Annotated in this window: 12 protein-coding genes and 1 pseudogene; 8 read left to right on the forward strand and 5 right to left on the reverse strand. The window is 71.5% G+C overall.

The features are described 5' to 3' along the window. Both DC432_RS09345 and DC432_RS09350 read right to left on the reverse strand, forming a co-directional pair. A pseudogene (locus tag DC432_RS09345) lies at positions 1–180 on the reverse strand (sugar ABC transporter permease); the annotation flags it as partial. A 136-nt stretch (positions 181–316) separates the two neighbouring features. Next, a complete protein-coding gene (locus tag DC432_RS09350) occupies positions 317–1,588 on the reverse strand; it encodes an ABC transporter substrate-binding protein (RefSeq protein WP_116537664.1) in 1,272 nt (423 codons plus the stop codon). Positions 1,589–1,983: 395 nt separating this feature from the next. Between DC432_RS09350 and purS the strand changes: the two genes are divergently transcribed. The 8 genes from purS to DC432_RS09395 all read left to right on the forward strand — a co-directional run bounded on the left by purS (position 1,984) and on the right by DC432_RS09395 (position 9,748). Further along, entirely contained in the window at positions 1,984–2,232 is a 249-nt protein-coding gene (purS, locus tag DC432_RS09360; RefSeq protein ID WP_108320545.1) for a phosphoribosylformylglycinamidine synthase subunit PurS, read from the forward strand. Further along, positions 2,229–2,936 (forward strand): phosphoribosylformylglycinamidine synthase subunit PurQ, encoded by a 708-nt coding sequence (gene purQ / locus DC432_RS09365; RefSeq protein WP_116537666.1) that lies wholly within the window; start codon positions 2,229–2,231, stop codon positions 2,934–2,936. The genes purS and purQ overlap by 4 nt, the downstream gene beginning before the upstream one ends. Before the next feature lie 108 nt (positions 2,937–3,044). After that, a complete protein-coding gene (locus DC432_RS16790) occupies positions 3,045–4,532 on the forward strand; it encodes a helix-turn-helix transcriptional regulator (RefSeq protein ID WP_116537667.1) in 1,488 nt (495 codons plus the stop codon). After that, positions 4,529–5,959 (forward strand): helix-turn-helix transcriptional regulator, encoded by a 1,431-nt coding sequence (locus DC432_RS16390; protein WP_165801231.1) that lies wholly within the window; start codon positions 4,529–4,531, stop codon positions 5,957–5,959. Before DC432_RS16790 ends, DC432_RS16390 begins: the two co-directional genes overlap by 4 nt. A 33-nt stretch (positions 5,960–5,992) precedes the next feature. Then, positions 5,993–6,700 (forward strand): GntR family transcriptional regulator, encoded by a 708-nt coding sequence (locus DC432_RS09380; RefSeq protein WP_108320549.1) that lies wholly within the window; start codon positions 5,993–5,995, stop codon positions 6,698–6,700. A 155-nt stretch (positions 6,701–6,855) separates the two neighbouring features. After that, positions 6,856–7,350 (forward strand): ureidoglycolate lyase, encoded by a 495-nt coding sequence (locus DC432_RS09385; protein WP_108320550.1) that lies wholly within the window; start codon positions 6,856–6,858, stop codon positions 7,348–7,350. Beyond that, a complete protein-coding gene (locus DC432_RS09390; RefSeq protein WP_116537668.1) occupies positions 7,347–8,825 on the forward strand; it encodes an FAD-dependent oxidoreductase in 1,479 nt (492 codons plus the stop codon). Before DC432_RS09385 ends, DC432_RS09390 begins: the two co-directional genes overlap by 4 nt. Then, entirely contained in the window at positions 8,822–9,748 is a 927-nt protein-coding gene (locus tag DC432_RS09395; RefSeq protein WP_116537669.1) for a 2-hydroxyacid dehydrogenase, read from the forward strand. Before DC432_RS09390 ends, DC432_RS09395 begins: the two co-directional genes overlap by 4 nt. Positions 9,749–9,768: 20 nt before the next feature. Here DC432_RS09395 and DC432_RS09400 read toward each other — a convergent pair whose 3' ends face one another. From DC432_RS09400 to DC432_RS16190, 3 genes are all read right to left on the reverse strand, one after another. Further along, a complete protein-coding gene (locus tag DC432_RS09400) occupies positions 9,769–10,608 on the reverse strand; it encodes a lytic transglycosylase domain-containing protein (protein WP_243393088.1) in 840 nt (279 codons plus the stop codon). Between the two features lie 315 nt (positions 10,609–10,923). Next, positions 10,924–11,130, reverse strand: coding sequence for a hypothetical protein (locus DC432_RS16185; protein ID WP_133177910.1), 207 nt, complete (start codon positions 11,128–11,130; stop codon positions 10,924–10,926). Positions 11,131–11,279: 149 nt separating this feature from the next. Continuing rightward, complete coding sequence (locus DC432_RS16190) at positions 11,280–11,684, reverse strand: hypothetical protein (protein WP_207770790.1); 405 nt, start codon at positions 11,682–11,684, stop codon at positions 11,280–11,282. Between the last annotated feature and the right edge of the window lie 241 nt (positions 11,685–11,925).

An 11,925-nucleotide genomic window follows, 5' to 3' on the forward strand; every position in this document is an offset into this window, starting at 1 on the left:
GGTGTACGCGATGGGGAAGAGCCCCGTGATCGCGAACAGGATGAAGAACGGCGAGATGTAGAGGTAGGGCGAGAGCTTCAGGTCCCACGCGCTGCGCCGGCTCCGGCCGAAGCCGAGCCGTCGGGGTTCGCGGGTGGGGGGCGTTGCGACCGGTGCGGGTCGCTCGATCGTGCTGGTCACGGTCTGTGCTCCGTTTCTGACGCGTGAGGACTCTGGATCTGTCAGCGGCGACATCTCCGGACCCCTCACGCACGAAGGGGACGGGCGATGGATGCCAGGGGCGCGAGGCCGCGACCCCTGGCATCCGTCCGCTGGGTCAGGACAGGGCGTCGACCTCGGTGGCCCACTGCTTCCACGAGTCGGCCGCGCTCTGCGTGCCGTCCTCGACACGGGTCAGGGCCTTCTGCATGGCGTCGTTGATCTGGAAGTAGAACTGGCCCTTGTAGGGCGAGACCTTCACGGCCTGTGCACGCTCGGACAGCATCTCGCCGACGGGGGCGTCGTTGAAGTACGCGTTCGTGCTGCCGGTCAGGGCCGCGGCGCTGAGGGCGTCGGTCTGGCTCGGGAACGTCCCGGCGTTCTCGAACGCCTTGACCTGCGTCTCGGGGTCGGTCAGCCAGTCGGCCAGCTCCTGCGCGGCCTCGACGTTCTCGCCGTTGGCGGGGACGGTCAGGTACGAACCGCCCCAGTTGCCCGCCCCGCCGGGGAAGACGTTGGCGATGTCCCAGCCGGTGACCTCGGGCGCGTTGCCCTCGATCACGCCGAGCATCCAGCCGGGGCAGAGCATGGTGGCGAACGCGCCGTTCGACAGCCCGGCGAACCAGTCGTCGGACCACTGACCCAGGTGAGCGGACTGCGTGGCGCTGGCTTCGAGCACCTCGTCGTAGATGTCCTTGACCTCGGCGTTGCCGGTCGCGGTGATGGACCCGTCGTCGGGGTTCTCGTAGGCCGCCTCGACCTGGTTGATCGCGCCCTGGTAGGTGCCGCCGGCGGAGTCGAAGAACGCCTTGCCGGTCGCTGCGACGTAGGTGTCGCCGACCGAGAAGTACGTCGACCAGTCGCCCTCGAGCAGTTTCGCGACCTCGGCCCGGTCGGTGGGCAGGCCGGCCGCGGCGAACAGGTCGGAGCGGTAGCAGACGCCCTCGGGGCCGATGTCGGTGCCGTAGCCGACGAGCTGCCCCTCGGGGCTGGTCGCGGCCTCGACCTTGTAGTCGAGCCAGCGGCTCTTGAGGTCGTCGGGCACAGGGGCCAGCAGGTCGGCGTACTCCATGACCTCGGGCAGCCAGTCGACCTCGATGGCCTCGATGTCGGCGAGGCCCGTCTTGCCGAGCTTCTGGAAGTAGTTCTCGCGGGCCTCGTTGCTGGTCGCGGCCTTGTTGTGGACGATCTTCACGTTGGGGTGCGCGTCCATGTACTCCTGCAGGAGCGCGTCGGTGTAGCCGAAGTCGTTGAAGGTGGCGATGGTGAGGGTGACCTCGCCGTCGCCCGAGGCGGAGCCCCCGGCGCCGGAGCATCCGGCGAGCACGAGGGCGGAGGTGGACGCGACGGCGGCGACGAGCGCGGTCCGGCGCAGAGCACGGGTTTTCACAGATCACTCCTTTGTGGTGGGTGCGGTTCGGCGCGGCGCTGTGTCCCGGCATCCGTTGCGTGGGAGCGCTCTCAGTCGAACGGAACCGACCATATGGGATCGCTCCCATTGCGTCAAGGGAGCGCTCCCACGACTGCGCCACCCGTCCCACCCTCGCGGGCGGGCGCGGCGCGGCGGGCGGGCGCGGCGCGGCCGGCGGGCGGGGCGGGGCCGGGCGGCCGGGCGGGCGGGGCGCGGCGGACGGGCGGACGCGGCCCGGCGGACGCGGGCGGGCAGGAGGCAGCCCGCCCGGCGGGAGCGAAACGGGAGCGCCCGCGGACCGCGCCGCGGGACGGTGGACACAGGCCTGCTCGCGTAGACTGGGCGCACTACGCCACCCGACATCTGGAGCTGAAGTGCCCACCATCGTCGTCGACGTCATGCCCAAGGCCGAGCTTCTCGACCCCCAGGGAAAGGCCGTGGCCGGTGCCCTGTCGCGACTCGGAGAGCACCGCTTCTCGGACGTGCGGATCGGTAAGCGCTTCGAGCTCACCGTCGAGGGCGAGGTCGACGAGGCCACCCTCGCGCGGGCTCGTGAACTGGCCGACGAGATGCTGTCGAACTCCGTGATCGAGGACGTCGTCAACGTCGAGGTCGTGGCGTGACCGCACGCATCGGGGTCATCACCTTCCCCGGCTCGCTCGACGACCGCGATGCGCAGCGCGCCATCCGCCTCGCCGGCGGCGAAGCCGTGGCCCTGTGGCACGGCGACCACGACCTCCGCGGCGTCGACGCGCTCGTGCTCCCGGGCGGGTTCAGCTACGGCGACTATCTGCGCGCCGGCGCGATCGCGGCCTTCGCGCCGATCATGTCCGAGGTCAAGGACGCCGCCGCCAAGGGCATGCCCGTCCTGGGCATCTGCAACGGCTTCCAGATGCTCGTCGAGGCGCACCTGCTGCCGGGCGGCCTGATCCGCAACGCCCACCAGCAGTTCATCCGCCGCGACCAGCGCCTGCGCGTCGAGAACGCCTCGACCGCGTGGACCAGCGACTTCACCGAGGGCGACGAGATCGTCATCCCCCTCAAGAACGCCGACGGCGGATACATCGCGGATGCCGAAACCCTGGCTCGCGTCGAGGGGGAAGGCCTGGTGACCTTCCGGTACATCGGGGTGAACCCGAACGGCTCGTTGGGTGATATCGCAGGTCTGACGAACGAGCGCGGCAACGTCGTGGGACTCATGCCCCACCCCGAGCACGCCGTCGAGCCGGGCTTCGGTCCGGGCACTCCGGCCGCAATGCGCTCGGGTGTCGACGGACTCTCGTTCTTCACCTCCGCCGTCGCCGCGGTCGTCGGCGCCGCCGCCTGACCTCACTTGTCGGCTCACCGGGTGCCGTATCCTCTGGTCAATCCGCGAGGACGCATCCGAAGCACCTCACGCGGGATGGAGCGACGGGCGTAGAACGGGTGGACTGACGTGGACGGATCGGTGGGCAACGGTTCGTCCGCGTTACGGGCCGTCGTCGCCCAGGTCGCGGTGCGGCTGACGCCCGGGCACGGCCAGCCCCTCGCCCGCCACCTCTCCCTGCTGTCCGAGGCCGACCCCGGTCCCGCACCCGCCGTGTGGACGGATGCCGACGCCGCGCGGGTGTCGACCGTGCTCGCCGCCCGGGCGCGGCAGGATGCTCTCGACGACGGCATGGCTCCCCTCACCCGCTACTTCGTCGAGGGGCGGTTGCGGCATCCATCGGCTCTTTCGGCCGGCGCCCGCGCGGGACTCTTCGCCTCGGCGGCCGAGTACGCGACCGCCGTCGGCTGGCCCCGCATCGGCGCCCAGTACGCGTCCGAGGCCCTGCTGTTCGCGGAGTCGCCGGCGGAGCGACTGCGCGCCCTGGGCCCCCTGACCCTGGCCCTGGCCTTGAACGCGGAGTTCACCGCCGCACGCGCCGCGCACGCCGAAGCGCGCCGCATCGTCGATGAACGGGGCGGGGACCCCGCCGAGCTGTCGCACGACCTGCTGCTGGGGCAGGCGATGCTCGTGGTGACCGGGGCCGACAGCGTCGCGCTCGACCAGACCGCCGACGAGCTCGACGCGGCGCAGCCCGGCGACCCCTCGGCCTCGTTCACCGCCGGCATGATCCGGGTCACGGCGGCGTTCATCGCGCGGGACCTCACGCGCGGACGCGCGCTGAGCCAGCACCTGCTCCACGGATCCGCCCGCGGGCGCAGCCGCCGACTCGTCCGCGATCTGCTGACCGGCGCCTACAGCGGAGTGCTCGCCCTGCTCGACGAGACCGCCGAGGCGCATCGGGTGCTCGACGCGGCCGTCACGCAGCCGGGTCACACGGTGTGCTTCGCCATGTACCGGGCCGCGCTGCTGCTGCAAGAGGGGCGAGACCGCGAATTGATCGCCTCGACCGACGCCTGCGTGACCCTGCCCGAAGAGCACTGCCTCGGCTCTCTCACCCCCGTCCTCACCCGCCGCGCGGTGGCGTTCCTGCGGATCGGCGAGGAGCAACGCGCCGCCACCAGCATGGAGTCCGCGCTGCTGCTGGTCGCTCGCACGGGCGGGTCGGTCATGCCGCTGCTCATGATCCCCCGCGTCGAGGCCGAACGGTTGCTCGATCTGGTCGCCCGCACCCGCACGGATTTCGCCGACACGATCGAAGAGATGCGGCACTTCCTGCCGATGCTGGCTTCGAAGGCGACGGCGGCCACCGCGGCCGCCGCTCTGACCCCCACCGAACGCGAGCTCGCGGGGCTGCTCGTCACGGAACTGGACCTGGCCGAGATCGCGCGACGTCGCCATGTGTCGGTCAACACCGTCAAGACCCAGGTGCGCTCGATCTACACCAAGCTCGGGGTGTCGCGTCGCAGCGACGCCCTGCCCCTGCTGACCGGGCTCGCGCCGGCTCGGCCGGACATCGCGCCCGTCACGCCGATCCGTTCCAGCTCGGCGTCGTGAGCGACGCGCCCGCGGGCGGAGCCCCCACGGTCACGGACGCGGCCCTGCGCGTCGCCGCCCGACTCGCCCCCGGAAGCGGGCTGCCGAACGCGCGGGATCTCGTCGTCCTGTCCGAGAGCGACCCCGGCCCACCCCCGCCCGTCTGGGGCGATCGGCAGGCACTGGCCCTGGCCGCGGTGCTGTCGGCGCGCGCCCGCACCGATTCCCTCGTCGACGGACTCGACCTGATCCACCGCTATTTCGTGGGTCGCCAGCTGATCCGCCCCGCCGTGATGGGCGACGGCGCACGGAGCATCCTGCTCGCCAGCGCCGCCGAGTACTGCGGCGCCGCCGGGTGGCCCCAGATCGGCGTGGGCTTCGCCACCTCGTCGTTGCTGTTCGCCGACTCGCCCGCCGGGCGCTTCCGCGCCTTCGCCGTCCTCGCCCAGAACCTGTCGATGAACGGCGAGTACGCGGCGGCCACGGTCGCGATCGACGAGGCCCGCGAGGTGTTCCGCGACGAGGGATGGGATGCCGCCGAGACCGACCACTGGATGCTGTTCGGCGAGGCGATGATCGCCGCCGGCCACGCCGACGCCGCACGCGTGCGCGACCTCGCGGACGAGCTCGAGAGCGCGCGACCCGACGAGCCGTCGTGGGCGTACACCGCGGGGATGCTGCGTGCCACGGCCTGCTTCGTCTCGCGCGACTACACGGCCGGCCTCGCGCAGTGCCGGGCGCTGCTGCTCGGATCGAACCGGAGCCACCGCACGGTGCGCGAGCGCGTGCGGGGACTGCACAGCGGCATCCTGGCCCTGCAAGGAGATCTCGACGAGGCGCTCGCGGTCATCGAGGGGTGCACCACGCAGCCGGGGCACGCCGTATGCTTCACGGCCTATCGCGCGTCCGTCCTGCTCGACCTGGGGCGCGATCGCGACCTCATCGACGAGACGAACGCGTGCGTGGCCCTCGGCGACGGGCACTGCCTCGCGCCGCTCCCGGCGATCCTCGTGCGCCGCGCGGTGGCGTTCGCCCGGCTCGACGCCCCCCAGCGCGCCGCGGCGAGCATGGAGGCGACGCTCATGCTCATCGAACGCACCGGCGGTTCGGTGATCCCGTTCCTGGCCGTCCCGCGACACGAGACCGTGCGGCTGCTGCAGACGGTCGCCGACCGTCGTCGCGACCTGCGGGCGCAGATCGACGCGCTCATCGCGGTGCTCCCCCCGGCGGCCGCGGCATCCTGCGGCAGAGGGGGCATCGGGGCGCTCACCCCGGCCGAGGTCGCGCTGACGCGGATGCTCGCCGCGGATTTCCCCCTCTCGCAGATCGCCCGCGCGCGGTCGGTGTCGCTCAGCACCGTCAAATCGCAGGTGCGCTCCATCTACGCCAAGCTCGGGGTCTCGACCCGCCAGGCGGCGGTCGCCGTCCTGCGCAGGACACCGGGCTGAGCACCGGCGGGCGGGATCGACCATGATGGGCAGGTGCGCGTTCCCGAGCAGGACCCCGTCATCGATCGCCTCCTCGCGCTGTGGAGCGAGAGCGACCGGACGCTGCCCTCGGAGCCGCGACTGGCCGAGCTGACCGGGGCGAGCCGGGCGTCGGTGCGCGAGGCGCTGATCCGCCTCGAGGAGCGCGGGTACGTGCACCGCACGCAGGGGGCCCGCACCACCCCGAACCGCCGCCTTCCCGCCGTGGGCCGGCGCATCGACGAGCAGTTCGACCACTCGCTGTCGATCACGGGTGCGGGTTACACGCCGCATCTTGCGCTGGTGTCGTCGGAGCGGGTCGTCCTGGCCCCGTCCGCAACCCGATTCGACGATCTCGCCGACGGCACGACGGTGCTGCGCACGGTCAAGGTGTGGAGCGTCGACGGAGCGCCGTACGCCCTCGCCGAGGACCTCGTCCCGGTGTCGTCCGCCGCCGAGCTGGACCCCCGCTCCCCCGTGTTCGATCTGGCCGAAGCCGCCAACGGCGTGCAGGTGGCGTGGGAGACCCTGTGGGTGGATGCCGTCGCGCTCGACGAGGAGCGGGCGGCGGCGCTGGGGGCGCCGGCGGCGATCCCCGTCATCGAGATGACCTATTGCGGCTACGGCGCCGACGACCGCGTGGGCTACTGGTCGCGCGAGGTGCAGCTGGCCGCTCCGGTGGGCTTGCGCAACGCGCTCATCCGCCGCGTCCACCGCGCGTGAGCGGTGGCCGGGGCGGCGGCGCGAGAACAGGGGCCGGTCGACGGACCCGGTCGTTTCGGTCGCGTAACCTACGCGTGAACATGTCAGACAAGTAGCTCTCCAACTTGTCGGACAAGCGTAGGCTCGCGCTCAGCACCCGACGAGAGCGAGCCCCCATGACCGACACCCTCGACCTCCACCGCCTGTCCGCGCAGACGGTCACACCCGAGGGCTTCGCGCCCTTCGGCGTCGTCCTCACCCCGATGGAGGACGGCACCCCCTTCACGGCGGAGGAAGCCGTGCTCGACGTGTCGAACGGCATCCCCCGGTTCTATCTGATGCACCTCGCCGACAAGGCGCCGGAGTTCACGCGTGTCACCCGGCACCTCGAGACGACCCAGACGCTCATGGCCGTCGGCGACGTGTCGTGGTCGATCGCCGTGGCACCTCCCGGGGTCGACGCCCCCTCGCCCGACGACCTGCGCGCTTTCGTCATCCCGCCGCGCACCGCCATCACGATGCGCAAGGGCACGTGGCACGCGGGACCCTTCTTCGCCGAGCCGAGCATGGACTTCGTCAACCTCGAACTCGACGACACCAACGTCACCGACCACCACAACCACCGACTCGACGACGCCCACGGCGTGCGCGTCGTCATCGTGGGCGGATGAGCGTGCTCGAGGCGCTCCCCGACGCCGCCTCGCGCCTGGCCGCGCTCGAGCGCGAGGCCGCCCACCAGGGTGCGCTGAGCGCCGGCGAGGAGCGCCCGTGGGCGACCGCCCGCGACGGCGTGCGGCCCGTCGTGATCGTGGGCGCCGGACAGGCCGGACTGGTGCTTGCCCGGGGTCTTCGCCGGCGCGGCATCGACGACGTCGTGGTGGTCGACTCGTCCCCCGCGCACGCGGCCGGACCGTGGACGACGTACGCGCGCATGCACACGCTGCGCACCCCCAAGGACATCGCCTGGCCCACCTGGGGCACCCCGGCGATCAGCCCGCGCGCCTGGTTCGAGGCCGTGTACGGAGCGGCGGCGTGGGACGGCATCCGATTCTTCCCCACCGTCGCCTGGCAGGGTTTCCTGCAGTGGTACCGCTCCGTGTCGGGCATCGTCGTGGCGTCGTCGACGCGCGTGCGCGCCCTCGAGACCGCGGGCGCCGACGAGCCGATCACGCTGCACCTCGAGGGACCGGACGGCGAATGGATGCTGCCCGCCCGGCACGTCGTGCTCGCCACCGGCATCGAGGGCGCGGGCGGACGCCACGTGCCGGCGCTGTTGTCGGGCCTCCCCGTCGAACGCGTGCACCACACCCACGACGACATCGACTTCGCCGCCCTCGCGGGGCTGCGCGTCGGCATCCTGGGCGCGGGCACCGGCGCCTTCGACAACGCCGCGACCGCCCTCGAGCACGGGGCGGCATCGGTCGACGTGCACATGCGCCGCCCCGCCATGCCGCAGGTGAGCCCGTATCGGTGGATGGAGTTCGCGGGACTCATCGAGAACTACGGATCCTTCACCGACGCGCAGAAGTGGGCGTTCAACGTGCACCTGTCGGCGGTCGATCAGCCCGCCACGCAGAACGCGCTGTGGCGCGCACACGCCTTCGACGGCTTCCGATTTCTGACCTCTTCGCCGTGGGAGCGCGCGGAGTGGACGGGTCGCGACATCGCCGTCACGACGCCGCACGGCATCCATCGCTACGACGTGGTGCTGGCCGCGACGGGGATCGTCGCGGATCTGGCGCGGCGTCCCGAGCTGGCCGGTGTCGCGGCCGAGGCCACCCTGTGGAGCGACCGCCTGACGCCGGCCGAGGCCGCGCAGAACCCGGGACTCGCCGCCTTCCCGTACCTCGACGAGGACTTCGGCCTGGTCAGCCGCGAGAACCCCGGGCGCTCGGCGCTGTCGCGCATCCACCTGTTCAACCACGGCGCGCGGATCAGCCAGGGCATGCTGAGCCACCAGATCCCCGGCCTGGTCGGTGGGGCGACCAAGCTCGCCGCCGCCCTCTCGCGACGCCTCTTCGTCGCCGATTCCGACCGCCTGCTCGCGGAGTACCTGGCGTACGACGTGCCGGTGGGCGTGCACATCGGCCGCCGTGCGCAAGCACCGCTGCCCGCGGCCGAGGCCGGAGTAGCGTCGGCGTCATGACGTCCCCCTCGATCACCGTCTCCGTCCCCTCGACCCGACTGCGCGATGACCTCGGGACCCTCCCCGACGGCGTCGAGGTGGTGGTGTGGGACATGACGGATGCCGCTCCCCGCGACCGCTTCGACATGGTGGTACCGCCGTACATGTCCATGGACGGCGTGATCGGGCGCCTGTCCGAGATCGAGGTCGGGCTCGTGCAGAGCCAGTCGATCGGCTACGACAACGTCGAGGGACGCCTTCCCGACGGCCTGGCTTTCGCCAACGCGTCGAGCGTGCACGAGACCGCCACCGCCGAGTTGGCCGTCGCCCTGGCGCTGGCCGCCCAGCGTCGCCTGCCCGACTTCGTACGCGCACAGGACCGCGGCGAGTGGCTCGGCGGCACGGCCACGGGACTGGCCGATCAGCGCGTGACCCTGCTGGGGTTCGGCGGCGTGGGTCGGGCGATCGCGGCGCGCCTGAAGCCCTTCGAGGTGTCGCTGCGCGCGGTCGCCTCGCACGGCCGCCTGCAGGACGACGTCGAGGTCTTCCCCCTCGGAAAGCTCGACGAGGTGCTGGCCGAGACCGACGTGCTCATCGCCTCGCTCCCGGGCGGCGACGCGACGCGGCACGTCATCGACGACCACGCGCTGTCGACCCTTCCCGACGGCGCCCTCGTGGTGAACGTGGGGCGCGGCCCGCTGGTCGACACCGACGCCCTGGTCGACCACGTTCGTCGCGGCCGCATCCGCGCGGCGCTGGACGTGACCGACCCCGAGCCGCTGCCCGCCGACCACCCGCTGTGGGCGCTCGACGGCGTGCTCATCGCCCCGCACGTCGGAGGGGCGACGGATGCCATGCGCCCGCGCATCGCGAAGCTGGTGCGGCGGCAGATCGAGCGTCTCGCCGCCGGCGAGGAACCGCTCAACGTCGTCATCGGCGGCTGAGCCGCGCGGGCGTGACGCCCTCAGCCCGCAGCGCGCGCCGCGTAGACGTTCGCGGTCGCCGCGACGTCGTCGACGTAGCTGTCGAGGTGGTTGTACGAGAACACCGCGCGACGCCAGCCCGCGGGGCTCGTCATCTCGCCCGCCGCGCACAGGTAGCGCGCGGCGGCGAGGGCGGCGTCGTCGATCTGGTTCGGGTCGGCCGCGCCGTCGCCGTTCGCGTCGGCACCCCACCGCTGCCACGTCGCCGGGATGAACTGCAGCGGACCGACCGCACGGTCCCACACGGCATCCCCGTCGAAGACTCCCCCGTCGGTGTCGGCGATGGCCGCGCTCGCCGAACCGTCCAGGGCGATGCCCCGGATCGGCGGGTCGGGGTACCCGTCGGCGCCCAGGGACCCGCCGGAGTGCGTGCCGTGGGCGGACTCGATCGCGCCGAGTCCGGCGAGCGTGTTCCAGCCGATCCCGCAGTCGGGTTGCTCGCGCTGCACGGTGAGTGCGGCCGTGGCGTACGCGCGCAGGGCACGGTCCGGGATGCCGGTGCGCCCGGCCACCGTCGAGGTCCATGTCGGGTCGGCGGCGACGACGTCCGCCGGAGCGACGGCGCCCGACGCCGGGGCGGGAACGGCATCCGTCACCGGGGTTTGATCGGACGCCGCGACGACGTCGCCGGTTACCGCGGCGACGGACGGCACCTCCCACCCTTCAGCGCGCGCGGATCCGGACCGCTCGGCCGCGCTGCGCTCGCTCTCGTGCGCCGCCGTCTGCGCGACCACGAGCAGGCCGCCCGCCGCCACGAGCACGCCCGCGAGCGCGATCACCCCCGGCCAGAACGGCCGGCGCGCCGTGTCGTCGAGGTCCACGGTCCCTCCCGCCGCGCCCGTCGGGTCGAGCGCACCCGGGCACGCTAGACGCCGACGGCGACGCCCGCGTGAACGGTCGGGATACGACATGCGTCCCGCTCGCCTGGGACACCCACCTCCCGCGGAGCGAAAGGCCGATCGTCGAAACTTGCGCCAACCACCAGCTGACCGCATCCACACGGCGCGTCCAGACGTCTCGTCTGACGATCCCAATTCGGACACCTTTTGCACCGGGGTTTTGCATCAAATCGACTTGCTAATCTGGAGGTTTCGTCGATGACCTCGAAGGGTGGTGCGAAACCGATCGGTTTTGCACTACTCCTGTCGATCGCTCTTGCCTCTCGCCTCGCGCCGTAGCTGCCACAAGCCGGCGGCAATAAATGCACCCCCAAACGCGATCGTAGCCACGCGCGCCCACCACGGCATGCCGGGAAACATCATCATCGGCAGCGCGAAAACGAACGTCGCACCCACGAAGTACCAAACCGTCGTTGATGCGGGACTTTTCTCGTTCGCAACCATGCTCCGACACTACGAGCGCACTCAGCGATGAGCCTCCCCCTCAGGACGTAAATTGGCGCAAAACCGATCGGTTTCGCACGGCTGGCGGAATCGCGAGATCAGCTGCGATCGGTGCTAACCGACCCTGGTTGCGCACCACGCGGCCTGGGTCAGGGGGCGGGCGCACATCGCATTGATGAGTAAGTCTCGATCACACGGTTCTCGTCTGGATAGCCGGCCTCCGCGAGAGCTGTTCGCACGTCGGCTCGGACGGCCTCTCGATGCGCTGCCCCTTCAAGTTCGGTGTTCGATGACCATTCGGTGTCGTCCAGGTCAGTGAGCGTGCTTACCCATGAGTCGAATTCCGCGGAACTGACGGTGGAGTCGTCGAGGGCAGCGCGCGCGACGCTCCACGCCTCGTCCGTTGCTTCATCGGACAAGCCCGCAAGCCACCACTCGATGCGGCACGAGCCGCCCGCTACGGCAATGTCGTCAGCCCGATCGACAGCGTCAGGCCGAACGAAGCCGCAGGCGCTCAGAGATACCAGCAGGACCATGGTGGTGGCGGAGACCACGATTGACCGTCGGTTCATTGCTCAACCCTACGGAGGATGGGCGGTGACTGACCGTTGCTCCGCTTGTCCCCTCTGGGTGGTGCAAAACCAATCGGTTTCGCACCAATGCTGGAGGCGCCGACTGGTTACCGGTTGTGCTGTGCGCGAGGCCTGGCTACCAGGTCGTGAGAATTGCGAGCAGAATAACGAGCCCTATGACGAAGCCAGCCAGGCGAAGCGTCTCCGCTCATCCTCCAGCCCC

It is taken from the genome of Microbacterium testaceum (assembly GCF_003075375.1).
GTDB lineage: Bacteria > Actinomycetota > Actinomycetes > Actinomycetales > Microbacteriaceae > Microbacterium > Microbacterium testaceum_E.

Bases quoted from the DNA above. Each gene is read 5' to 3' on its own strand.
- DC432_RS09390 (WP_116537668.1), top strand. From the start codon at position 7,347: ATGAGCGTGCTCGAGGCGCTCCCCGACGCCGCCTCGCGCCTGGCCGCG.
- DC432_RS09395 (WP_116537669.1), top strand. From the start codon at position 8,822: ATGACGTCCCCCTCGATCACCGTCTCCGTCCCCTCGACCCGACTGCGC.
- DC432_RS16185 (WP_133177910.1), bottom strand. From the start codon at position 11,130: ATGGTTGCGAACGAGAAAAGTCCCGCATCAACGACGGTTTGGTACTTC.
- DC432_RS09385 (WP_108320550.1), top strand. From the start codon at position 6,856: ATGACCGACACCCTCGACCTCCACCGCCTGTCCGCGCAGACGGTCACA.